This is a genomic window from Actinomadura kijaniata NBRC 14229, assembly GCF_001552175.1.
Taxonomy (GTDB): Bacteria; Actinomycetota; Actinomycetes; order Streptosporangiales; family Streptosporangiaceae; genus Spirillospora; species Spirillospora kijaniata.
In genome coordinates this window covers 35109-57061 of sequence record NZ_BCQR01000064.1, presented here as the reverse complement: position 1 = coordinate 57061, position 21953 = coordinate 35109, and the positions used below count along the sequence as shown (strand labels likewise).

Here is a 21953-nt window from a genome sequence, read left to right as displayed (position 1 = left end):
GGCGGGCAGCGGCCCGCCGCCGAGGCCGCCGCCCCCGCCTCGCCCTACAAGGCCACGCGGCTGCCCGCCTCGTACGAGATCCCCCAGGTGACGCTCACCGGCACCGACGGCAAGCCCCACGACCTGGCCGAACGCGCCCGGGGCAAGGTCACGCTGCTGTTCTTCGGATTCACGCACTGCCCCGACATCTGCCCCACCACCATGGCCGACGCCGCCGGGGCCATGTCGCTGCTGTCGCCGCGGGAACGCGCCAGGACCCAGGTGGTGTTCGTCACCGCCGACCCGCGCCGCGACGGACCCGCCGTCCTCAAGGACTTCCTCGGCCGCTTCGACCGGTCGTTCGTCGGCCTCACCGGCCCCATGGAGGAGATCCGGAAGGCCGCCGCCGACGCCAAGGTCCCGCTCACCCCGCCGCCCGCCGACGCCAGGGGGAACTACCAGGTGTCGCACGGCAGCAACGTCATGGTCTACGGCCCCGACGGCTCCGGGAAGCTGATGTTCCCCTACCAGTTCGGCAGCGCCGACATGGCCAGGGACCTCAGGACGCTGCTGGCGCGCGAGAACGCCGCCGGCCCCGGCAGGGCCGGGATCGCCGTCACCGACGCGCGGGTCCGCGTCCCGTCCACCCCGGACGTGACCGCCGGGTACCTCACCCTCACCAACGACGGCACCCCCGACACTCTCACCGGGGTCTCCTCCCCCGCCGCCGGGTCGGTGGAGATGCACCGCATGGAGATGGGCCACGGCTCGATGAGGATGGAGCAGGTGAAGACCGTTCCGGTGCCGAAGGGCACCGTCCGGTTCGAGAAGGGCGGCCTGCACCTGATGCTGATGAAGCCCGAGGGGATCAGGGAGGGCCGGACCGTCCCGCTGGTCCTGCGCTTCGCGAGGGCGGGCGAGATCAGAGTCGAGGCGACCGTGGTCCCCGCCGGGTCCTGACACCGTGAACGGCCGGGGCGCGGAACACCGCGCCCCGGCCGTTCGGACCAGGCGTGTGGATCAGACGTGTGGCTCAGACGAAGACCGCCAGCGGCTTCGCCTGCCCCCCCTGCTCCTCCACCAGCGCCAGGAACGTCCCGTCGGGCGCGAACACCCCCACCGGCCCCGGCCCCAGACCGGCCGCCGCCAGCCGCCCGCCGTGGGCGATCCTGCGGGCGTCGTCCTCGGTCACGTCGCGGCGCGGGAACGCCGCCGCCACCGCCTCGGCGATCGGCAGGATCTCCATCTCCTCGGCGAGCTGGTCGACGGTGCGGGCCATACCCAGGTCGTAGGGGCCGACGCGGGTGCGCCGCAGCGACGTCAGGTGCCCGCCGACGCCCAGATCGGCGCCCAGGTCGCGGGCCAGCGCCCGGATGTAGGTGCCCGACGAGCAGGCGATCGAGGCGTCCACGTCGACGAACTCCCCGGTCCGCCGCACGTCGGTGACCCGGAACTCCGACACCGTCACCGGACGGGCCCGCAGCTCGACCTCCTCGCCCTTGCGGGCCCTCTTGTAGGCGCGTTCGCCGTTCACCTTGATGGCGCTGACCTGCGGCGGGATCTGCTGGATCTCTCCGGTCAGCCGCGCGATCCCGGCCCGCAGCGCCTCGTCGGCCACGTGCGCGGCCGAGGCGGTCGCGGTGACCTCGCCCTCGGCGTCGTCGGTGTTGGTGGACTGCCCGAGCCGGATCGTGGCGTCGTAGCCCTTCTCGGTGAGGGCCAGATGGCCGAGCAGGCGGGTCGCCTTCTCCACGCCGATCACCAGCACGCCGGTCGCCATCGGGTCGAGGGTCCCCGCGTGGCCGACGCGGCGGGTCCGCGCCAGCCGGCGCAGCTTGCCCACCACGTCGTGGGAGGTCCAGTCGGCGGGCTTGTCCACGATGACGAGGCCCGAGACAGAGTTCACTGGTCGTCGCTCCGGTCGTTTCGGTCGGTGGGGCCGCCCGGCGCGCGCAGCGCCGCCCGCAGCCGGTCGATGATGTCGGACGGGTCCCCGGCGGCGGTGAACGCCGCGGCGGTGCGGTGGCCGCCGCCGCCCAGCTCCACGCACGCCTCGCCGACGTCGACCTGCCCCTTGGAGCGGGTCGAGACGTACCAGTCGCCCTCGTCGGTCTGCTTGCACACCACCGAGACCTCGGCCTCGTCGGTGCGGCGCAACTGGTCGATCACGCCTTCGAGCTGGTCGTAGGGGACGCCCCGCACGTCGCGGTCGGCGCGGCCGATGGTCGTCCAGACCAGGCCGAGACCCCCGGCGGCGTCGCGTTCCAGGCGGGCCCGCGCCAGCGCGCCCGCCAGCACCTGGAGGTAGCCGAACGGGGCGCGGTCCCACAGCTCGCGGCTGACCTCGGCGGGGCGCACCCCCGCCTCCAGCAGCCGTCCCGCCAGGTCGTGGTCGCGGGGGGTGGTGCAGGAGTACTTGAACGAGCCGGTGTCGCTGGCCAGCCCCGCGTACAGGCCCTGCGCGACGTCGGCGGTCAGCGGCGCGTCCAGCCGCCGCAGCAGCTCGTCCACCAGCACGGCCGTCGCGGCGGCGGCCGGGTCCACCAGCCGCACGGTCCCGAACACACCGCCGGAGGCGTGGTGGTCCACGACGATCAGCTCGGCGGCGCGGCCGGCGTTGGCGGCCAGCGAGCCGAGCCGCGCCGGGCCCGCCGCGTCCAGCGTGATCATCAGTTTCGGGGCGGCGGGCATCATGCCCGGCTCCACCAGCAGCTCCTGCCCGGGCAGGAACCGCAGGCTCGCCGGCACCCGGAACGGCTCCCCGAACGAGGCCAGCACGCGCTTGCCCAGCCCCCGCAGGGCCTGGGCGAGCGCGAGCATGGAGCCGAGGGCGTCCCCGTCCGGCGCGACATGGCAGGCCAGGCAGATCTCCTCCGCCCGGCCGACCAGCCGGACGGCCCGGTCCCAGTCGAGGCCGGGCCACCGGTCGCCACGCGTGGCCGAGCCGCCACCGGTGACCGGGGCCGTCATGACGAGGCGCGCCCGGGGGTCGCGTCGCCCTCTCCGTCGTACCCGTCCTCGTCGGCGTCCTCGTCGTCGACGGCGGGCTCCTTGTAGGGGTTGGCCTCCCCGGCCCACTGGGCGCTCTGCGCGGCCCTGGCCACCTCGGCGTCCCGGGCCCGCGCCTGGGCCAGCAGGTCGTCGATGTGCGCGGCGTTCTCCATCACCGAGTCGAGCTCGAAGGTGAGGCTCGGGGTGTGCCGGACGCCGGTCTTGCGGCCGACCTCCGCCCGGATGACGCCCTTGGCGCTCTCCAGCGCCGCCGCGGTGTCGGCCCGTTCGGCCTCGGTGCCGTAGACCGTGTAGTACACCGTGGCGTCCCGCAGGTCGTTGGTGATGCGGGTGTCGGTCACGGTCACGAAGCCGAGCCGCGGGTCCTTGATCCGCCGCTCCAGCATCTCGGCCACGATCTGCTGGATGCGGTCGGCGAGCTTACGCGCCCGCGCTGCGTCCACCATGATCGCACCCCCCTTTCTCGGTCTGGGACCAGGACGCTAGTCCTCGTCGTTGAAGAGCCGCCGCCGCACCGACAGCAGCTCGATCTCCGGGCGACCGGCCACCAGCCGTTCGCACTGGTCCATGACGTGGTGGGCGTTCTCGGCGGTCCCGGACACCACCGCCACCCCGATCTCGGCCCTGCGGTGCAGGTCCTGCTCGCCGGTCTCGCCGACGGCCACCCCCGGGAAGTGCTTGCGCACCTCCGCGACGATGGGCCGGACCACCGCCCGCTTCTGCTTGAGCGAACGCACGTCACCCAGCAGCAGGTCGAGCGTCAGCGCTCCCACGTACACCTGGACGATCACCTCGGATTTCTCTGGATGTGGAACGACGGCGGGATGGCGGAGTGTTCCCGGTCCGTCACCGGTTCGAAACACCGCGTCCCGCGGCGTCTCGGAGACGCCGCGTCCGGCCGCCGACATGGCACGACGCCAGGCTAGAAGATCAACCTGGCGTCGCGTCACTGGTTTTCGGCCCGGTGGGACGGGCCCTGCGGCCCGGCGGGGAGCCGGGCCGCGGGGCGGGCGGCCGGTCCGGTGGTCACCGGGCCGGCCGTCCTTCACCGCGGGTCTCAGGCGCGGGGCTTCTCCCGCATCTCGAAGAACTCGATGATGTCGTCCACCTTGATGTCCTGGTAGCCGATGCCGATACCGCACTCGAAGCCCTCGCGGACCTCGGTGACGTCGTCCTTCTCCCGGCGGAGCGAGGAGACGGTGAGGTTGTCGCTCACCACGACGCCGCCGCGCAGCAGGCGCGCCTTGGCGTTGCGCTGGACGACCCCGGACTGGACCATGCAGCCGGCGACGTTGCCGATCCGCGGCACCTTGAAGACCGCGCGGATCTCGGCGGTACCGAGCTGGACCTCTTCGAACTCCGGCTTGAGCATGCCCTTGAGGGCCGCCTCGACCTCTTCGATCGCCTGGTAGATGACCGAGTAGAAGCGGATGTCCACGCCCTCGCGGTCGGCCAGTTCCTGCGCGTTGCGCTCGGGCCGGACGTTGAAGCCGATGATGACCGCGCCCTCGGACGCCAGCGCCAGGTTGACGTCGTCCTGCGTGATCGCGCCCACACCGCGGCGGATGACGCGCAGGGAGACCTCCTCCCCGACATCGATCTTGAGGAGCGAGTCCTCCAGGGCCTCCACCGAACCGGAGACGTCGCCCTTGAGGATGAGCAGCAGCTCGTCCCGCTCGCCGCGCTCGAGGTCCTTGAACATGTCCTCGAGCGAGGTGCTCTTGCGCGAGCGCAGAAGCTCGGCGTTGCGCTTGCGGGCCACGCGCTTGTCGGCGATCTGCCGGGCCACCCGGTCGTCGTCGACGACCAGGAAGTTGTCGCCCGCGCCGGGCACGGCCGTCAGACCGAGCACCAGCACCGGACGGGACGGGCCCGCCTCCTCGACGTTGTTGCCGTTCTCGTCGAGCATCGCCCGGACGCGGCCGTGGGCCACGCCGCAGACGATGGAGTCGCCGACGTGGAGCGTGCCGCGCTGCACCAGGACGGTCGCCACGGCGCCCCGGCCCTTGTCCAGGTTGGCCTCGATGGCCGTGCCCTGGGCGGGCATGTCGGGGTTGGCCTTGAGCTCCAGCTCGGCGTCGGCCGTCAGGACGATCGACTCCAGCAGGCCGTCGATGTTGATGCCCTGCTTGGCGGACACGTCGACGAACTGGGTGGTGCCGCCGTACTCCTCGGCGATCAGGCCGTACTCGGTGAGCTGGGCCCGGACGCGCTGCGGGTCGGCGCCCTCGACGTCGATCTTGTTGACCGCCACCACGATCGGGACACCGGCCGCGGTCGCGTGGTCGATGGCCTCGGTGGTCTGCGGCTTGACGCCGTCGTCGGCGGCGACCACCAGCACCACCAGGTCGGTGGTGTCGGCACCGCGGGCACGCATGGCGGTGAACGCCTCGTGACCCGGGGTGTCGATGAAGGTGATCTTGCGCTCTTCGCCGTCGACCTCGGTCTGCACCTGGTAGGCGCCGATGTGCTGGGTGATGCCGCCGGCCTCGCTGGCCTGGACGTTGGCCTGCCGGATGGCGTCCAGCAGCTTCGTCTTACCGTGGTCGACGTGACCCATGACGGTCACGACCGGCGGACGGGTCTGGAGGTGCTCCTCGCCGCCCTCGTCCTCGCCGTACTCGATGTCGAACGACTCGAGCAGCTCGCGGTCCTCGTCCTCGGGGCTGACGACCTGGACGTCGAAGTCCAGCTCGACACCGAGAAGCTGCAGGTCGTCGGGTTCCACCGACTGCGTGGCGGTCACCATCTTGCCGAGGTGCATCATGATCTGCACCAGCGACGCCGGGTTCGCGCCGATCTTCTCGGCGAAGTCGGTCAGCGAGGCGCCCTGCGGCAGGCGGATGGTCCTGCCGTTGCCGCGCGGGGCCTGCACGCCGCCGATCGCCGGGGCCTGCATGTTCTCGAACTCTTGACGACGCGCCCGCTTCGACTTGCGACCGCGCGCCGGACGACCACCGGGACGGCCGAACGCGCCCTGCGTTCCGCCGCGGCCACGACCGCCGCCACCGGGACGGGGGCCGAAGCCGCCGCCACCGCCGGGACGACCGCCGCCACCGGGGCCACCGCCGCCGGGACGGGCGCCGAAGCCGCCGCCGCCACCGGGACGACCGCCGCCACCGGGACGGCCACCGCCGCCACCGCCGCCCGGACGGCCACCGCCGCCGCCACCGGGACGACCGCCACCGCCGCCGCCACCGGGACCGCCGCGCCCGGGGGCGCTGGCGGGACGGGACGGCATGTTCATCGGGCTCGGCCGCGGACCCGCCGGACGCGGGGGCATGCCGCCCGGGTTCGGACGGGGACCGCCCGCACCGGGAGCACCGCCCGGACGCGGGCCGGGACGCGGCGCGCCGCCGGCCGGACGCGGACCGCCGGGACGGTCACCGGCACCGGCGCCGCCCTGCGGACCCGGACGCGGGCCGGGACGCGGACCCGGCTTGGGCGACTGGCCCATGCCGGTGTTGGTCGAGCTGAACGGGTTGTTGCCCGGACGCGGCCCCTGCGAGCGACCGCCGCCCTGCTGGCCCTGGCGCGGGCCGGGACGCGGACCCGGCTTGGGGGACGGACGCGGGCCCGGCCTCGGTCCGCCGCCCTGCGGGCGGGAGCCGGACGGGGCCTGCTGGCCGCCCTGCTGGCCTGCCTGCTGGCGCGGAGCGGACGGGGCCTGCGGGGCCTGCTGACCGCCCTGCGGAGCGCTCGGAGCACTCTGGGGAGCGCTCTGCGGGCCGGCGGCCGCGGCGGGCTGCTCCACCGGCATGCCCGGCGCCGGCGGCACCGGACCCGGGGCCGGACGCGGGCCCGGCTGCGGACCCGGCTTGGGCGCGCCGCCCTGCGGGCTCGACTGCGGGCTCGGCTGCGGGCTCGGACGCGGGCCCGGACGCGGACCCGGCCTGGGGGCCGGACGGGCCCCCTGGGAAGAATCGGACGCGCCGCCGGAGGGCGACGCCGGACGCGGACCCGGCTGGGGGCCCGGCTTGGGGGACGGCCGCTTGGACGCGACCTTCCGGTCTCCGGACTTGCCGGAGTTGTTGTTGAAAGCTTCGGTAAGCCTGCGAACGACCGGCGCCTCTATCGTCGAGGACGCCGACCGTACGAACTCGCCCATCTCCTGGAGCTTGGCCATGACGACCTTGCTCTCGACTCCCAGCTCCTTGGCGAGCTCATATACCCGGACCTTGGCCACTACACTCCCTACTCGGTCCGGGGGTGCGGCCTCCGGACCGTCGTTAACCTGCCGTACTCATCGCGGCGTGCTCATCGAGCGCTCATAGCAATCTCGACCTGCTTCCGACTAGACGTCGCTTACTGATCGGCCACCTGGCCATCCTGCTGCTACGGCGCGGACGCCGCAAGCCTGTCCCTCAGCACACCGGTGTCGAGCGGCCCCGCCAGGCGGAAGGCCCGGGGGAACGCCCGACGACGCTCAGCGAGCTCCAGACACGCCGGATCGGGATGCAGGTGGGCACCCCGGCCCGGCAGCCGGCCGTGGGGGTCGGGGACGATGACGCCCTCGATCACCACCAGGCGCAGCAGGTCGGACTTGACCGTACGAACCCGGCAACCCACACACGTGCGGATGGGCGCAGCCGGGCCGTCGTTTCCGAGTCTACCGCGCCGAGGCGTCGGCGGGACCTGTCGCATGCTCTCCTGACGTACTTGATACGTACTTGATCCAGAAACGCCGGACTCGCCGAGCTTACTCCCCCGTACCGGCGGGCTGCGCCGCGGGCTGCTGCTCGGTGTCGGACCGGATGTCGATCCGCCAGCCGGTCAGCCGGGCGGCCAGCCGGGCGTTCTGGCCCTCCTTGCCGATCGCCAGGGACAGCTGGTAGTCCGGAACGATCACCCGGGCGGCCCGGGCGTCGGCGTCCACGATCTCCACCGAGGAGACGCGGGCGGGCGACAGCGCGTTGCGCACGAACTCGGCCGGGTCGTCCGACCAGTCCACGATGTCGATCTTCTCACCGTGCAGCTCGGCCATCACGTTGCGGACGCGGCTGCCCAGCGGGCCGATGCACGCGCCCTTGGCGTTGACGCCGGGCTTGCGCGACCGCACCGCGATCTTGGTGCGGTGCCCGGCCTCGCGGGCGATCGCGGCGATCTCGACGGTGCCGTCGGCGATCTCGGGGACCTCCAGGGCGAACAGCTTGCGGACCAGGTTGGGGTGGGTGCGCGACAGCTGCACCGACGGGCCCCGGTGCCCCTTGCGGACCTGGACCACGTAGGCGCGGATGCGCTCGCCGTGCTTGTACTCCTCGCCGGGCACCTGCTCGGCGGGGGTGAGGATCGCCTCGATCCGGCCGAGGTCGACCAGCACGTTGCGCGGGTCCTTGCCCTGCTGGATCACCCCGGAGACGATGTCGCCCTCCCGCCCGGCGTACTCGCCGAACGTCAGCTCGTCCTCGGCGTCCCGCAGCTTCTGCAGGATCACCTGCTTGGCGGTGGTGGCGGCGATACGACTGAAACCCTCGGGGGTGTCGTCGTATTCCCGGACCGGGTTGCCCTCGTCGTCGGTCTCGGTCGCCCACACGGTCACGTGCCCGGTGGCGCGGTCCAGCTCGACCCGTGCCCGGGGCGCGGCGCCCTCGGTGCGGTGGTAGGCGATCAGCATGGCGTCTTCGATGGCCTTGACGGCCACGTCCAGCGAGATGTCCTTCTCGCTCTCCAGGCTGCGCAGCGCGGTCATGTCGATGTCCACGAGGCTCCCCCCTCTACTCCGGCTCGGCCGGAGAACGCGTTTCGTCGGCCCCGGCGGTGTCGGCCGACCCGCTGTCGTCGGAGGCGGCCCCGTCGTCGGCCCGGCGGAACTCCACCTGGACCCGGCCGCGCCCCAGCTCCGCGTAGGAGAAGGCGCGCCGCACGGGCTTGCTCCCGGCCTTGGGTCCGCCCTTGCCCTTCGCGGGCCTGGCGACGACATCGAGCACGACCGAGGTGTCGTCGGCCTCGACGACGCGGCCCTCGATCTGGCCGCCCTCGGTCAGTGGCGCGACCACGAGCCGCCCGGCGGCGCGGCGCCAGTGGCGCGGCTCGGTGAGGGGGCGGTCGACGCCCGGTGAGGTCACCTCCAGCACGTACGGCGCGGTGCCCATCACGTCCGACGCGTCCAGCAGCTCGGAGACGGCCTGGCTGAGGTCGGAGACGTCGTCCAGGCTCACCCCGCCGTCGGCGTCCACGACGATCTTCACGAGCCGGCGGCGGCCGGCGGGGCGCACGTCGACCTCCTCCAGGTCGAAGCCCGCCCGGGCCACCTCGGGCTCCAGCAGCCGGGTCAGTTCGGCGACGGCCTGCTCGCGCGGCAGCCGTCCGCCCTCGGCGCGGCCCCGCTGAGCGCCGTCGCCATCGGACCGAACGCTCATGGGACCTCCCTCTCGTCGTGCTGATTCCACCGTGTGTCCGTTGCCCTCTCAAGACTATCGACAGCCGGACACCTCAGCGGTCTTTCGGACAGCTCACCGGCGCGCCGGGTATGGAATGCTTGGACCGGCCCGTCGGACGCCCCTGCGGGAGAGCCCACCGGCCGCCGTCGCCGCACCGGTCCGACACCGATTCGCCATCGCCGTCGGGTGAGGAGCCACGCTTGCCAGAAGCCGTCACGCCGGGCGCTCCCGGCGTGTCCCGCCGCGCGGTGCTGGGCACCGGCGCGTTCGCCCTTCCGCTGCTGAGCGGCTGTGAACCACCGGGCGCCGTTCGCAGGACGGCGCACGCGGACGTTCCGGCCCTGGTCGCCGCGATCACGGACGAACAGGACCTGATCGCATTCTACGAGGCCGCGCGGAGCGCCCACGCCGGGCTGGCCCGGCGGCTGGACGCGGCCCTGGCGCACCACCGGGAGCATCTGGCGGTGCTGCGGCGGCACCTGGTGCCCGGTTCGGGGCCCCGGCGGGACGAGGGCGGGGCGGTCCCCGCCCCGCGCGTCCCGCAGGTCCCGCGCGGTACGGCGCAGACGCTGGCCGCGCTGCGGGAGGCGGAGGCGAGGGCGGCCGCCGCCCGGCTGGCGGCCGTCGCGAAGGCCGCGCCGGGGCTGGCGCAGCTGATGGCGAGCATCGGCGCGTGTGAGGCGGGACACGCGGTGGCGCTGGGAGGACGGCCGTGACCGACGTCCCGGCGCTCCAGGAGGCGTTGAAGGCCGAGCACGCGGCGATCTACGGGTACGGGGTGCTGGGCGCGCGGCTGCGCGGCACCCACCAGGCCACGGCCCGGGTGATGTGGAACCTCCACCGCGCGCGCCGCGACGCGCTGGCCGAGCGGCTCACCGCCGCCGGGGCGACGCCCGAGGCGGCGGCCCCGGTGTACCGGCTGCCGGTGCGGTCCACCTCGGGCCGGACGGCGGGCGAGCTGGCCGCCGCGCTGGAGGACGCCGTGGTGGCGGCGCTGGTGGGGGCGGCGGGCGCGGCGGACGCGGGGCTGCGGTCGTGGGCGGCCCGGGCGATGCAGGAGTCGGCGGGCAACGCCGTCCACTGGCGCACCGCGATCGGGCGGCCGCCGGGGGCGGCGGGCGCGTTCCCGGGGCTGCCCGCCGCGGCGCTCTCCCCTGAGCCGCGGCCGGGCGCCTGATCCGGTCGGCCTGATCCGATCGGCCTGAAACGATCGGCGTTCCCGCACCACTCCCTAGTGATCGACTACTAGGGAGGAGCCCTGCCGATGAGGCGATGGGCCAAGGGGACCGCCGCGCTCGCCGCGGCGATGGCGGTGGCGCCCCCGTACGGCGCGGGAACGGCGCACGCCGCGCCGCCGACGGCGCCGGACAAGGGCGGGCGGGCGACCGTGACACTGATCACCGGCGACCGCGTCCACGTCAGGGAGGACGCGGGCGGACGGCCGCTCGTGCGGATCGAGCCCGGCGCGGGGCGGGAGAAGGTCGCCTTCTACCGCAGGAGCCGGGGAGGGGAGCTGTCGGTCGTCCCGGCGGACGCCGCGCCGCTGGTCGCGGCGGGCCGCCTGGACGCGGCGCTGTTCGACGTCACCCGGCTCCTGCGGGACGGGTACGGCGACGGCGCGCGCCCGGACATCCCGCTGATCGTCGCCGGGACGCCCGCCCGCCGGGCCGCCGCCCCGGCGGGCGGGACGGTCACCCGGCCGCTGGCGGCGCTGAACGGCGCGGCGGTCGCCGCCCGCAAGGACCGGGCGGCGTCGGTGTGGGCGTCGGTGCGGTCGTCGCTGACCGGCGGCGCGACGGCGGCGTCCGGCACGGGCCGGGTGTGGCTGGACGGCCGGGTGCGCGCGACGCTCGACCGGAGCGTCCCCCGGATCGGCGCGCCGTCGGCGTGGCGGGCCGGGTACACCGGCAAGGGCGTGACGGTGGGCGTCCTGGACAGCGGCATCGACGCCGCCCACCCGGACCTGGCCGGGTCCGTGGTGGCGGAACGGGACTTCACCGGCTCCGGGGACGTCCGGGACCGCAACGGCCACGGCACCCACGTGGCCTCGACGATCACCGGCGACGGCGTCGCCGACCCCCGGTACCGGGGCGTGGCCCCGGACGCCCGGCTGGTCGTGGGCAAGGTGCTGGACGAGAACGCCGCGGGCTCCTTCTCCGGCGTGATCGCGGGCATGGAGTGGATCGCGCAGCAGGGCGTCAGGGTGGTGAACATGAGCATCGGCGCGTCGCTCCCCAGCGACGGCACCGATCCGCTGTCGGCCGCGGTCGACGCCCTCACCGCCCGCACCGGCACGCTGTTCGTCGTCGGCGCCGGGAACGCCGGCGGGGACGGCTCGGTGACGGCCCCGGGCCTGGCGGAGGCGGCGCTGACCGTCGGGGCCGCCGACGCCGACGACGGTGTCGCCGGGTTCTCCTCCCGCGGCCCGCGGCCGGGCGACGGCGCGGTCAAGCCCGACGTGACGGCGCCGGGGGTGGACATCACCGCCGCGCGCGCCGGGGGAACGTCGGCCGGGGACCCGGTGGGCGACCGCTACACCACGATGAGCGGGACCTCCATGGCCGCGCCGCACGCGGCGGGCGCGGCGGCGCTGCTGTTCCAGCGGCACCCCGGCTGGAAGCCCGCCCAGGTGAAGTCCGCGCTCATGACCACCGCGCGGCCGGCGGAGGGCGCCTCGGTGTTCGCCCAGGGCGCGGGCCGGATCGACGTGGGGCGGGCGGTCGCCCAGCGGGTCCTGGCCGACCGGGGCGGCGTCTCGTTCGACCTGCGGCGGGCGGGGGCCTCCCAGCGGGTGACGTTCCGCAACGAGGGCGACGTCCCGGTGCGCCTGGACCTCGCCCTGCGGATGCGCGGACCGGACGGGCCCGCCCCGGACGGGATGTTCTCGGTCAGCCCGGCCGTGCTGGAGATCCCCGCGGGCGGCACCGCCGACGCCACGGTCACCGCCGAGCCCGGACAGGCCCCCCGGGGCCGCTACGAGGGTGGGCTGACGGCCCGGCGGGGGGACGAGGAGACGCTGCGGCTGCCGGTCGGCGCGGTCTGGGAGCCCGCGCTGCGCGAGGTCAGGCTGGCCGGCGTCGACCGGACCGGCAGGCCCGCCGGGACGACCGTGGAGACGACGCCGTGGGCCGTCCTCACCGACCTGGCCACCGGGAGGCAGGCCGAGACGTACATCAGCGGGAGCGGCGTCGCCGCGCGCGTGCCCGCCGGCCGGTACTCGCTGCACGCCGTGGTGCCCACCGGGGACACCGACATGGCGCTGTTCTCCTATCCGGACCTGTCGGTGGGCGACCGCGACCTGACGATCACCGCCGACGCGCGCCGGGCCCGGCGGGTCGCGGTCCGGGTGGACAGCCGGACCGCCGTGCGCGCGGGGACCGACGAGATCGGTGTGACCGAGACGGTCGCCGGGACGCCGCTGTCGTTCGGGGTGGCGGTCGCCGGGACGGTGACCGGCCTGTCGGCCCGGCCCACCGCGAAGGTCGCCGGACGCCCGTTCGGCTTCTACCACGTGGCGAACCTCGCCGAGCCGGACGGCCCCCGGGCCTACCACCTGCAACATCTGTCGGACGGCCGGATCCCGCGCCGCCTGGAGCGCAGGGTCCGGGACGCGGAGCTGGCGGCGGTGGACTCGGCCTACCACGGCGACCGGCCGCTGACCGGGCGGCGTGAGACCGTCGCCCGCGTTCCCGGCGTCCTGTTCGGGGCGGGTTACGGCGAGTACCCCGTCCGGCTGCCGGGACGGCGCACCGAGCTGTACACCGCCTCCTCCGCGTTGCGCTGGAGCCGGGTCCTGTCGGCGGGCCAGGACGAGGGGGAGGGCTTCCTCATCAGCGGGTCCGACCCCTCCACCGGCGAACCGGGCCGGACGGCCCACCGCTGGAACGCCGCCGCGCCGGGCACGGTCGGCGGTGGCGTGCGCAAGGCCGCGAACGGGCCCATGGCCTTCAGGACGAGCCCGTTCGCGACGGCCGACGCCACCGGCTACCGGAGCCACCCGACGACCGCGCGGACTTCGCTGTGGCGGAACGGCGAGCTGCTCGGGTCCTCCGACTCCGACACCGTCCAGGTCCCCACGCCCCCCGGCGAGGCCCGCTACACCCTGCGCTCCACCGCGGAACGCGCCGCGTCCTGGACCGGTCTCGGCACCCGTTCCGAGACGGAGTGGAAGTTCCCCTACACGCCGACGATGGCGAGGATGGAGGAGCCTCCGCTGTTCGTCGTGCGCACCGAGGGGGACTTCGACCAGGACAACCGCGCGCCCTCGGGCGGCCGGTTCGCCCTGGCCCTGCGGGTCACCGACGGGCGTCTCCACTCACCCGGGACGCCGCCCCGGTTCGGCCGCCCCTCCGTGGAGGCCTCCTACGACGACGGGAGGACCTGGCATCCGGCCGAGGTGACCACGGCCGGCGACAACCGCTGGAGGGCCGGGCTCACCCACCCGCCGCTGCCCGGCGGGCACGTCTCGCTGCGCGTCCGCCTGTCCGACGGTGAGGGCACCTCGCTGGACCAGACCGTCATCCGGGCCTACGGGCTCCGCTGACGCCCGGGGCTGTGTTTCAAAAGCCCTGGCCTACGGCGCTCGCCCTGGGGGCTCGCTTCTTACCAGGTCTTGGCGAGCGCGACATCGCTTCGCGATCTGACCTGCGGGCCCTCGCCTTCGGCGTCGGGCCCGCAGGTCAGGTCACGCGCTCGCGTGCGTGGCCGGGGTCCACCGTGAAACACGCCCTAGTCTTCGACGTCCACGCCGAAGGAGCGGGCCAGCTCGGGCAGGTCGTGCCCGTGGCCCTGCCCGACCGGGCGCAGCCGCCAGCCGTCGCCGCGCCGGTAGACCTCGGCGAGCAGCAGGGTGCGTTCGGTGGTGGCGGTGTCCAGGGTGGCGCGGGCCAGCGGCACCGAACGCGTGCTGGGCACGGCGGCGACCTCGATCGCGCCGAGGTCGCCGAACGTCCCGGGCCCGTCGATCGCCGCCGCGACCGCGACCCGCCGCACGGCCGGGGGCAGGGCTGCCAGGTCGAGGGCGACCGACTGCTCGGCGGGGCCGTCGGTGGACAGCCGGACGGTGCCGTCGGTGCTCTCGGGCGCGCCGTAGAAGACGAAGTCGCCGTCGGCGGCGACCCTGCCGTCCTCGTCCAGCGCGAACGCCACGACGTCGGCCGTGCCCCGGGCCTGCTGGTCCCAGCTCACGGCGATCGTCCACCAGGGCGCCTCGGGCAGGTCGAACACCGCGCCGCGCGGCAGGGTGCGCGGGTGGGCGGGACGGGGCCGGGGGACGGTCCGGCCGGTGTCGGCGCGGTCGAGGGGGACGCCGGGCCGCACGTCCTCCAGCAGCTTGCGGAACGTCTCCTCGTCGATGATCGGGACGCCCTCGGCGCGGGCGCGGCGGGCCTTGCCGGAACCGGAGTCGGGGTCGTTGGCCACCAGGGCGCTGGTGTGGCGGCTCACCGAGGTCATCATGTTGAGCCCGGCGGCCACGCCCCGCGCGACCAGCTCCTCGCGCGCCAGGCGGGTGTCGCCGGTGATGGCGATCTTCATGCCCTGGACGAGGGGGCCGCCGGCGGGCAGCGGGCCGGGGCTGCGGTAGGCGCAGGGCGTCTTGGGGAGGGCGCGGTGGGGGCCCCTGCGCTGGGGGGTGCAGTCCACCAGCGGCAGCTCCACGCCGCGCCGCCGCGCCTCGGCCAGGGAGGCGCGCAGGATCCCGGCCAGCGCGCGGGTGTCCTCCAGCGCGTCGTGGGCGCGGGCGTGCGGCACGCCGTAGTGCGCGGCCAGGGTGCCCAGGCGCAGGTCGGGGGTGGGCGGGGCGAGCCGCCGGTTGAGCGCGAGGGTGCACAGTCGCCGTTCGACGGGCATCGGCACCCCGGCGCGGGCGAACTCCCCGGCCAGGAACGAGTAGTCGAACTGGGCGTTGTGGGCGACCATCACGCGCCCGGCCAGCAGGTCGGCGACGCGCGCGGCGACCCGGTCGAACGTGGGCGCGCCGCGCAGCCTCTCGCGGGTGAGCCCGTGGATGTGGACGGGCCCGGGATCGACGCCGGGATCCAGCAGGGTGGTGTACTCGGACAGGGGGGTGCCGTCCGCTCCCGCCGTCACCACCGCCAGCGACAGGACGCGGTCGCGGGAGGCGCTGAGGCCCGAGGTCTCGACGTCGACGAGGGCCCAGTTGGCGGGCAGGCCGGCGGGGAGGGAGAGCATCCCCGCAGGCTACTGGACCGGGAACCTTCCGCCACCCGAGTACCGTTAGTCGCCTTTGTACGGATTGATCGTTCGGGGGAGGAACCAGATCAGATGACCGTCAGCCAGGACACCCACACCGACGCCCTCGCGGAGCTGCGCGCCGCCTACCGCGCCCAGCTCGACCAGATCAGGGCCGAGCGGGACGAGGCGCGGCGGCAGGCGCGCAGGGCCCGGGCCGACGCGGTCAACGCGCGCGCCGACCTCGCCAGCCTCCAGGACCGGGTGCGGGAGCTGCTCCAGGCGGTGGCCGCCCAGCTGGACACGGCGCACCAGCGGTCCCAGCAGTTCCAGCTCGAACAGCCCCGCCCGGGCAGGGCCCCGGACGAGGTGCTGGAGGGCAGGGTGCTGAAGGGCGCGCCCAAGGGCGAGTAGCGGGACGACCCGCCGGGCGCGGCGTCCGCGCCGTCAGGCGGACCAGCGGTCGATGTGCGCGAGCAGGTCGCCGAGGTCCGTCACGACGGCGTCGGGCGTCGCGTCCGCGTATGCGGGGACGATGTCGTTGGGGACCAGCACCGCGCGCATGCCCGCCGACTTCGCGCCGTGGACGTCGTCGAACGGCCGGTCCCCCACGAACACGCAGCGCGCCGGGTCGTCCGCGCCCACCGCGTCCATCGCGGCCCGGAACGCCTTGGGGTGCGGCTTGGTCCACGGGATCTCGCTGGAGTAGACGGCGCCGTCGAGCAGGTCCAGCACGCCGTCCCGCGCGAAGATCCGCTCGTGCCAGTCGCGCGTCCACATGGTGTTGGACAGCACGCCGACGCGGATGCCGCGCTCGCGCAGGGCGGCCAGCAGCGGCGGCGCGGCCGGGTCGATGATCGTGTGGGGTGTCCACGCCTCGAACTTGGTGGCCAGCAGCGCCTCGGTCGGCTCGACGCCCGCCAGCGCGAACAGCTCGTCCAGCGTGGCGCTGCGGTGCTCCTCCCGCTGCCGCCGCCACAGCTCGTTCTCGGCCTCCAGCAGCGCCGTGGCCACCTCCTCCACCCGCTCGGGGTCCAGGTGGGCGGCGCAGATCGCCCGCCACATCTCGCCCAGCTCGATGTCGTGCCAGGGGGTGAGCGTGCCGCCCCAGTCGAAGATCACCGCGTCGATCGCCATGGACGGATCGTAACCGCGCGCCCGGCGCCGCGTTGGTCCCGGTGTGCGAGGGATCACCCCGGAGGGCGCGACCGGGACGACCAGGATCTCGACCCACTACTTCTACCAAGTTAATAGGATTAGGAGTCCGCGATGGCCAGCAGACCGTTCCCGCGGGGGCTGACGGCGGCCGGCGCGCTGCTCGGCGCGCTCGCCCTGCCCGCCCCCGCCGGGGCCGCGCCCGTCCCCGACGGTCCGGGACGCGACCGGGTGCCCGCCTACCTCGGCGCCCCGGCGACGCCGAAGCCGCTGCGGGGACGGCCGATCCCCGCCAACCCGCACCAGGGGCCGGTCGGGCTGTCGTCGATGCACGCCGACAGCCACGCCTCCGACACCCATCCGTTCGCCGGACCGCTCGGGCGGAACCCGCGGGTGCGCTCGGAGGCCAAGGGCGGCCTGCTGCCGGGGCTGTGCTCGACGGTCACCTTCGCCCGGCGGACCGGGCTGATGGTGGCGCAGTGCACGCGGGGCCAGACGTTCACGCTGCGGCTCATCGACCCCGCGACGCTGGAGGACCTCGCGACCCACGAGCTCCCGCAACGCCCCTCCACCGTGCGGGCGGTGGTGTCGGGCGACCTCGACAAGGTGCTGACCGACACCTCCGGCGGCGCGTACTACTACCTCGACCCGCAGGACCGGGCGGTGCTGGCGGACTCGGCGTTCCACGTGCGGCGGTTCGCGCACGAGAGGGGACCGGACGGCAGGTGGCGGTTCCGGGTCACCGACGACTGGGACCTCGGCGGGCACCTGCCGCACTCCTGCGCCACCTGGACGAACCCGTGGCCGAAGGGCGAGTGCGACCCGATCACGGCGGTCGGGCCGGACTGGGGCGGGCTGATCTGGTGGATCACCCGCAACGGCCGGATCGGCACCATCGACCCCCGCACCGGGAGGGTCCGCGCCACGCGCCTGCCGGGCGAGGGGATCCAGAACTCGTTCGCCGCCGCCGAGGACGGCGTCTCGATCGTCTCCGACCACGCCCTCTACCGCTTCCGCGCCGCCGCCGACGGCACCCCGGCGGTCGTCTGGCGCAGGCCCTACGACCGGGGGACGCGCCGCAAGCCCGGCCAGATCGACCAGGGGTCGGGCACCACCCCGACGTTCCTCGGCGACCGGTACGTGGCGATCACCGACAACGCCGACGACCGGATGAACGTGCTGGTCCACCGGCGCGGCGACGGCCGCCTGGTGTGCAGGGTGCCGGTCTTCGGGCACGGCGCGAGCGCCACCGACAACTCGCTCGTCGGCTACGGCGGCAGCCTGTTCGTGGAGAACAACCACGGCTACCGCAACTTCTTCGAGCTGCCACCCGGCGGCTCGCCGGTCGGCGGCGTCAGCAGGATCGACGTCACCGCGAAGGGGTGCCGCACCGTCTGGACCAGCCGGGAGCGCTCGCCCTCCACCGTCGCCAAGGCCTCGGTCGCCAACGGGCTGCTCTACCTCTACACCAAGGAGCCCCGGCGGGACCTGGTGGACGCCTGGTACCTGACCGCCGTGGACGCGCACACCGGCCGCACCGCCTTCAAGGTGCTGACCGGAACCGGCAAGTGGTTCGACAACAACTGGGCCCCGATCACCCTGGGCCCCGACGGCACCGCCTACGTGGGCGTCGTCGGCGGGCTGGTGGCCGTCCGCGACCGCCCCGGAACGTGACGCCCGCCACTTCGCGCATTTCACCCCCCGCCAAGGGAATGTCATGGACTGACAGAACGTTCTCGGGGTCAGGCGATCTTGCGAGGTGACCGGACATGGCCCAGACCATTGCGGCACCCTCGCACGACCCCTCGCCCAACCCCTCGCCCGATCTCCCGTCCGGTCTCTCGCCCGACCCCGACGGCCCCCCGGTCGCCGCGCCCCGCCGGTCCCGCCGGTCGCTGCTGCTCCAGGCCGCGCTGTTCGTCGCCACCGTCGCCCTGCTGGTGGTGTTCCACGACCAGCTCCCCGACCTCGGCGCGATGCTGGACGCCGCCGTGCGCGCCGACCCCGCCTGGCTGGTGCTGGTGGTGCTCGCCTCGGGGGCCTCGATGGGGGCGTTCGCCCGGTTGCAGCGGCGGCTGCTGCGGATCGGGGGCACCCGGATCCGGCTGCGCCGCGCGTTCGCGATCACCTATGCGGGCAACGCGCTGTCGGTCACGCTGCCCGCCGGGCCCGCCGTCAGCGTCGTGTACACGTTCCAGCAGTTCCGCCGCAACGGCGCGTCGGCGCGGCTGGCCACGGCGGTGCTCCTGCTCGGCGGCGTGATCACCACGGCCGCCTACACGCTGATCGGGCTGCTGGCGCTGCTGGCCGAGCCGAACGCGCGCGGCCCGGCGCTGCGCGCCCTGGCCGTGTTCGCCGTGCTGGGGGCCGTGCTGGTCGTGGCGCTGCGCCGTCCGGGGCCGCGCGCCCTGGCCGGCCGTCCCGTGCGCGCGCTGCTCGGCCATCCCCGGATCGCCCCGCACGCCGACCGGCTGCGCGGCGTCCGCCACGTGCTGCGCCCCACCCGCCGCGACTGGGGCGCGCTCGCCCTGCTGGCCACGGCGAACTGGGTGTTCGACATCCTGGCGCTGCTGGCGGCGGCGCAGTCCGTCGGCGTCGACGTCGCCCCGCACGGGGTGGCGCTCGCCTACTTCGCCGCGCAGGCCGCCGCGAGCCTGCTGCCGCTGCTGCCGGGCGGCCTCGGCGCGGTCGAGGGCAGCATGGCCGCCTCGCTGGCGGCGTTCGGCGCGACCCTCACCCCGGCCGCCGCGGCGGTCGGGCTGTACCGGCTGGCGTCGTACTGGATCGTGGTGGCGATCGGCTGGCTGGCGTGGCTGGCGCTGCACGAGGGGCCGCGGATCTCGGCCCGCACGCGCCGCCGCCTGCACGACGCCGCCCTCGCCACCCTGCACGGCATGGCGCTGGCCACGGCCCCGATGGTCGGCCCGACGACGTCGGCGGGCGGCCGTACCGAGCGCGGCGCCTGAGCGTCCCGCCCCCCTCTCGCCCCCTCTCCCGCCCTCCGGTGACTTGTTGCCATGGCACCCTGCTGCTAATGTCCCAAGCGAGCGCTTGGTTCATAATCGACAGTGAGCATCACCGGAGGCTCGATGACGTCCCTACGGGTCAGCCTTGGCTACGAACTTGAGGTGCGCGGACGGTCCCGCGAGGTGGAGCAGCAGGCGTTCCGGAACGTCATGGACCAGGTCGTGCTGGCCGACCGGCTCGGCTACGACACCGCCTGGTTCGTCGAGCACCACTTCACCCGGGGGTTCTCGCACTCCTCGGCGCCCGACCTGGTGCTGGCCGGGATCTCGCAGCGGACCGAGCGCATCCACCTGGGCCTCGGCGTGGTGCTGCTGCCGTTCCAGTCGCCGATCCGCACCGCCGAACGCGTCGCCACCCTCGACGTGATCAGCGGCGGGCGGGTCGAGTTCGGCACCGGGCGCGGCGCGTCCCCGCTGGAGTACCAGGCGTTCCAGCGGCCATTCGAGCAGTCCCGCAAGCTCTGGGAGGAGACCCTGGAGGCGGTGCTGGCGATCTGGAACGCCGACGGCCAGCCGGTCAGCCGGTCCGGCGAGTTCTTCGAGATCCCGGACGTGAGCGTGTACCCGCGCCCGGTCCAGGTGCCGCACCCGCCGGTGTGGGTGGCCTCCACCTCGCTGGACGGGTACCTCGCCGCCGCGAAACAGGGCTACAACCTGCTCGGCATGACCATGCTCAAGGGCCTGGACGACGTCGCCGAGGACATCGCCAGGTACAAGCGGTGCCTGGCCGACAACGGCTTCGACCCCGACACCCGCCGGGTCGCGCTGATGATCCCCTGGTATGTCGCGCCGACCCAGCAGGAGGCCGTGGAGACCGCCGCCGACCCGGTGCTGTGGTACCTGCGCCGCCAGGTCAACCTGGTCGCCCCGCCCGACTACACCGACGCCCGGCACGCCACCCACCGCGTGCTCGGCCAGCAGGCCGTCGGGATGCCGCCGGAGGAGGCGATGGCGGTCCTGCGCGACCAGACCATGGTCGTCATCGACGACGTCGAGGGGTCCCGCAAGGCCGTGGAGCGGATCAGGGAGGCCGGGGCCACCGACCTCATCCTCCAGGCCCAGGTGGGCGGGCTGGCCCACGACCGGGTCTGCGCCTCGATGGAGCTGTTCATGTCGGAGGTCATGCAGTGACGTCCTGGATCACCCGCGCGCACTTCCCCTCCGGCGGCCCGGCGCGGGGCCTGCTGCTGGTCTCCCCCGAGGGCGACGTCGTCGCGCCGCTGTCGGCCGCCGACCGGGACGCCGCCCGCGCGCTGGCCGCCGAGACGCTGCGCGCCGCCGGGCTCGGCGGGACCGACCGCGTCGTCGTCGCGCTGAACGGCGACGGCGACGGCCCCGGCCCGCTGGTCGCGCAGGCCGCCGCCGACGTCGCGGAGGCCGCCGCGGCGGTCGGGCCGCGCGGCCGGATGCGCCTGCACACCGCGCTCGAACGCACCCGGGCCACCGCCCTGGTCACCACCCCGACCGGCGCGATGGACCTGCTGGCGCGGCTGCACCTGGAGTTCCTCATCGACCCGCTCGACCTGGAGCTGCGGCACGTCCTGCTGGTCGGCGAGATCCCCTCCCCCAACACCGCCGCCCAGCTCGCGGCCGAGTTCGAGGCGTCGGTGCGGGAGCTGTACGCCGACCCGTTCCTGGGCGTGCCGATCGCGCAGCGCGCGCCGTCGGACGCGGTGCTCACCCCGGTCCGCGACGGACTGCTCGGCCTGGCCCGGCCCGACAAGGACGCCCTGCTGGAGGCCCCCTACGACGCGGGCCTCGCCGAACTGGTCACCACGCCGACCTGGCACTCCACGCTCGGCGGGGCCGCGCTGCGCACCGGGCAGGCCGTCCGGCTGGCGGGCGGGGAGCGGGGCGTTCCCGCCCCGGCGCACACGGTCGGCGAGCACGTGCTGGTGCGCGGCCGCTGGCTCTCCCTGCCGAAGGTCGCCGCCGCGCTCTCCAGGATCGACGGGGTGAGCCGCTGGGAGCTGCGGATCACGCGGGAGGGGACGCTGGACGCGGCGGCGCTGCACGTCACGTTCGCCCGCGACACCCTGGTGAAGAACCCGATGTGGAAGTCCCGCATCGCGCAGGCGCTGTACTCCCTCACCCCCGTGTCGATCGAGGTCGTGGTCGAGCCGGAGGCGTCGGAGGAGCGCCGCCCGCCCGTCGTCACCGACCACCGCGGCCACCACCTGGGCCGCGACCGTTCCGAGCTGTCGTAGGA

General features: G+C 74.8%; 19 protein-coding genes. 9 read left to right on the top strand and 10 right to left on the bottom strand.

Features of this window, described 5'->3' with window-relative positions; translation table 11 throughout:
* A partial coding sequence (locus AKI01S_RS21125) for an SCO family protein (protein WP_067820497.1) occupies positions 1 to 939 on the top strand: 939 nt, incomplete at its 5' end.
* A 73-nt stretch (positions 940 to 1012) separates the two neighbouring features.
* Here the strand turns inward: AKI01S_RS21125 and truB are convergent.
* The 8 genes from truB to rimP form a co-directional block, all read right to left on the bottom strand.
* Positions 1013 to 1885, bottom strand: a complete 873-nt coding sequence (gene truB, locus AKI01S_RS21120) for a tRNA pseudouridine(55) synthase TruB (RefSeq protein ID WP_067820494.1) — start codon at positions 1883 to 1885, stop codon at positions 1013 to 1015.
* Positions 1882 to 2949 carry a DHH family phosphoesterase gene (locus AKI01S_RS21115; protein ID WP_067820491.1) on the bottom strand — a complete coding sequence of 356 codons (1068 nt, stop codon included), beginning with the start codon at positions 2947 to 2949 and terminating at the stop codon, positions 1882 to 1884. The genes truB and AKI01S_RS21115 overlap by 4 nt, the downstream gene beginning before the upstream one ends.
* A complete protein-coding gene (gene rbfA, locus AKI01S_RS21110) occupies positions 2946 to 3437 on the bottom strand; it encodes a 30S ribosome-binding factor RbfA (RefSeq protein ID WP_067820488.1) in 492 nt (163 codons plus the stop codon). The genes AKI01S_RS21115 and rbfA overlap by 4 nt, the downstream gene beginning before the upstream one ends.
* Positions 3438 to 3473: 36 nt before the next feature.
* Positions 3474 to 3770 (bottom strand): DUF503 domain-containing protein, encoded by a 297-nt coding sequence (locus AKI01S_RS21105; RefSeq protein ID WP_182842319.1) that lies wholly within the window; start codon positions 3768 to 3770, stop codon positions 3474 to 3476.
* A gap of 278 nt (positions 3771 to 4048) precedes the next feature.
* Entirely contained in the window at positions 4049 to 7177 is a 3129-nt protein-coding gene (gene infB / locus AKI01S_RS21100) for a translation initiation factor IF-2 (protein ID WP_067820484.1), read from the bottom strand.
* Between the two features lie 149 nt (positions 7178 to 7326).
* Complete coding sequence (locus AKI01S_RS21095) at positions 7327 to 7635, bottom strand: YlxR family protein (protein WP_083999964.1); 309 nt, start codon at positions 7633 to 7635, stop codon at positions 7327 to 7329.
* A 55-nt stretch (positions 7636 to 7690) separates the two neighbouring features.
* The gene (gene nusA / locus AKI01S_RS21090) at positions 7691 to 8692 is read right to left on the bottom strand and encodes a transcription termination factor NusA (protein WP_067820478.1); all 1002 of its coding nucleotides are present in this window, start codon (positions 8690 to 8692) and stop codon (positions 7691 to 7693) included.
* A 13-nt stretch (positions 8693 to 8705) separates the two neighbouring features.
* Complete coding sequence (gene rimP, locus AKI01S_RS21085; RefSeq protein ID WP_067820475.1) at positions 8706 to 9350, bottom strand: ribosome maturation factor RimP; 645 nt, start codon at positions 9348 to 9350, stop codon at positions 8706 to 8708.
* A 221-nt stretch (positions 9351 to 9571) separates the two neighbouring features.
* On the opposite strand from rimP, the gene AKI01S_RS21080 reads away from it, so the two are divergent.
* The 3 genes from AKI01S_RS21080 to AKI01S_RS21070 all read left to right on the top strand — a co-directional run bounded on the left by AKI01S_RS21080 (position 9572) and on the right by AKI01S_RS21070 (position 13914).
* Positions 9572 to 10087 (top strand): hypothetical protein, encoded by a 516-nt coding sequence (locus AKI01S_RS21080; RefSeq protein WP_220508905.1) that lies wholly within the window; start codon positions 9572 to 9574, stop codon positions 10085 to 10087.
* Complete coding sequence (locus AKI01S_RS21075; protein ID WP_067820469.1) at positions 10084 to 10548, top strand: ferritin-like domain-containing protein; 465 nt, start codon at positions 10084 to 10086, stop codon at positions 10546 to 10548. Before AKI01S_RS21080 ends, AKI01S_RS21075 begins: the two co-directional genes overlap by 4 nt.
* A gap of 87 nt (positions 10549 to 10635) precedes the next feature.
* Positions 10636 to 13914 (top strand): S8 family serine peptidase, encoded by a 3279-nt coding sequence (locus AKI01S_RS21070; RefSeq protein WP_083999962.1) that lies wholly within the window; start codon positions 10636 to 10638, stop codon positions 13912 to 13914.
* Between the two features lie 185 nt (positions 13915 to 14099).
* On the opposite strand, the gene AKI01S_RS21065 is transcribed toward AKI01S_RS21070, so the two are convergent.
* Positions 14100 to 15563 (bottom strand): TerD family protein, encoded by a 1464-nt coding sequence (locus AKI01S_RS21065; RefSeq protein WP_067820466.1) that lies wholly within the window; start codon positions 15561 to 15563, stop codon positions 14100 to 14102.
* A gap of 93 nt (positions 15564 to 15656) precedes the next feature.
* Here AKI01S_RS21065 and AKI01S_RS21060 point away from each other — a divergent pair, with 93 nt between their 5' ends.
* On the top strand, positions 15657 to 15977 hold the full coding sequence (locus AKI01S_RS21060) for a hypothetical protein (protein ID WP_067820463.1): 321 nt from the start codon (positions 15657 to 15659) through the stop codon (positions 15975 to 15977).
* Between the two features lie 33 nt (positions 15978 to 16010).
* Here the strand turns inward: AKI01S_RS21060 and AKI01S_RS21055 are convergent, their stop codons facing one another.
* The gene (locus AKI01S_RS21055) at positions 16011 to 16700 is read right to left on the bottom strand and encodes an HAD family hydrolase (protein WP_067820460.1); all 690 of its coding nucleotides are present in this window, start codon (positions 16698 to 16700) and stop codon (positions 16011 to 16013) included.
* A 132-nt stretch (positions 16701 to 16832) separates the two neighbouring features.
* Between AKI01S_RS21055 and AKI01S_RS21050 the strand changes: the two genes are divergently transcribed.
* The 4 genes from AKI01S_RS21050 (at position 16833) to AKI01S_RS21035 (ending at position 21951) form a co-directional block, all read left to right on the top strand.
* A complete protein-coding gene (locus AKI01S_RS21050; protein ID WP_067820456.1) occupies positions 16833 to 18392 on the top strand; it encodes a hypothetical protein in 1560 nt (519 codons plus the stop codon).
* 95 nt (positions 18393 to 18487) lie between these two features.
* Positions 18488 to 19684 (top strand): lysylphosphatidylglycerol synthase transmembrane domain-containing protein, encoded by a 1197-nt coding sequence (locus AKI01S_RS21045; RefSeq protein ID WP_083999960.1) that lies wholly within the window; start codon positions 18488 to 18490, stop codon positions 19682 to 19684.
* A 123-nt stretch (positions 19685 to 19807) separates the two neighbouring features.
* Positions 19808 to 20875: an LLM class flavin-dependent oxidoreductase gene (locus AKI01S_RS21040; protein ID WP_067820453.1), complete on the top strand. Its 1068-nt coding sequence runs from the start codon at positions 19808 to 19810 to the stop codon at positions 20873 to 20875.
* Positions 20872 to 21951 carry a phenylacetate--CoA ligase family protein gene (locus AKI01S_RS21035; RefSeq protein WP_067820448.1) on the top strand — a complete coding sequence of 360 codons (1080 nt, stop codon included), beginning with the start codon at positions 20872 to 20874 and terminating at the stop codon, positions 21949 to 21951. The genes AKI01S_RS21040 and AKI01S_RS21035 overlap by 4 nt, the downstream gene beginning before the upstream one ends.
* Positions 21952 to 21953 lie beyond the last annotated feature (2 nt).